We start from the raw sequence: 483 nt of genomic DNA, 5'->3' as shown, positions 1-483 counted from the left end.
TGGCGGTGAAAATCAGCCGATGTTCATGCCGGAAGAAGTCCTCCTTCTGCAGGTGATCGCCGACAATGTCCCATGCCGCGTTGTCCAGCATCAGGCCACCGAGTACCCCTTGCTCCGCCTCGACGGAGTGCGGCGGCGTGAGTTCCAGAACACTCACTTCGAGTCCTCCCGGCCGATCTGCATGAACGTGCTTCCACCCGGGGCGCCGATGATCTCCAGCGCTTTCACCTCCACCTTGGCGGACTCGATGATCACCGAACCCACATGAGCCACCGCTTTCGCGCGTTCGATATCCAGAGGGTTCTCTTCGTCCAGCAGGCCTTCGATGGTGGCGAAGAGGTGATTACGCAGATCCTCAATCTTGTTTTTCATGCTCGACCTCCTGAATGGTGCGCTTGAGCTTGCTGATGACGCGGATTGCGCTCTTCAGCTCAGGTGGATAGCGATGGATGGAGTTGCGACGCATGCGTTCGGCCCGGGTGA

The 483-nt window shown here is 59.0% G+C and carries 2 protein-coding genes and 1 pseudogene; all 3 read right to left on the bottom strand.

Going from position 1 to position 483, the window contains the following annotated elements:
• Positions 1 to 157: DnaB-like helicase N-terminal domain-containing protein (locus tag JHD77_RS32075; RefSeq protein ID WP_325099879.1), on the bottom strand; the 157-nt coding region annotated here is incomplete at its 3' end.
• Positions 154 to 372, bottom strand: a complete 219-nt coding sequence (locus JHD77_RS32070) for a hypothetical protein (RefSeq protein ID WP_003103847.1) — start codon at positions 370 to 372, stop codon at positions 154 to 156. The genes JHD77_RS32075 and JHD77_RS32070, both read right to left, overlap by 4 nt.
• Positions 356 to 483: pseudogene (locus JHD77_RS32065) on the bottom strand (HNH endonuclease signature motif containing protein); the annotation flags it as partial. The pseudogene JHD77_RS32065 and the gene JHD77_RS32070, both read right to left, overlap by 17 nt.

The organism is Pseudomonas sp. P20 (assembly GCF_016463925.1).
In the GTDB taxonomy this organism is placed as follows: domain Bacteria; phylum Pseudomonadota; class Gammaproteobacteria; order Pseudomonadales; family Pseudomonadaceae; genus Pseudomonas; species Pseudomonas aeruginosa.
Note: the sequence above shows the minus strand (reverse complement) of the source record. Positions and strands in the feature narration are given on the sequence as shown.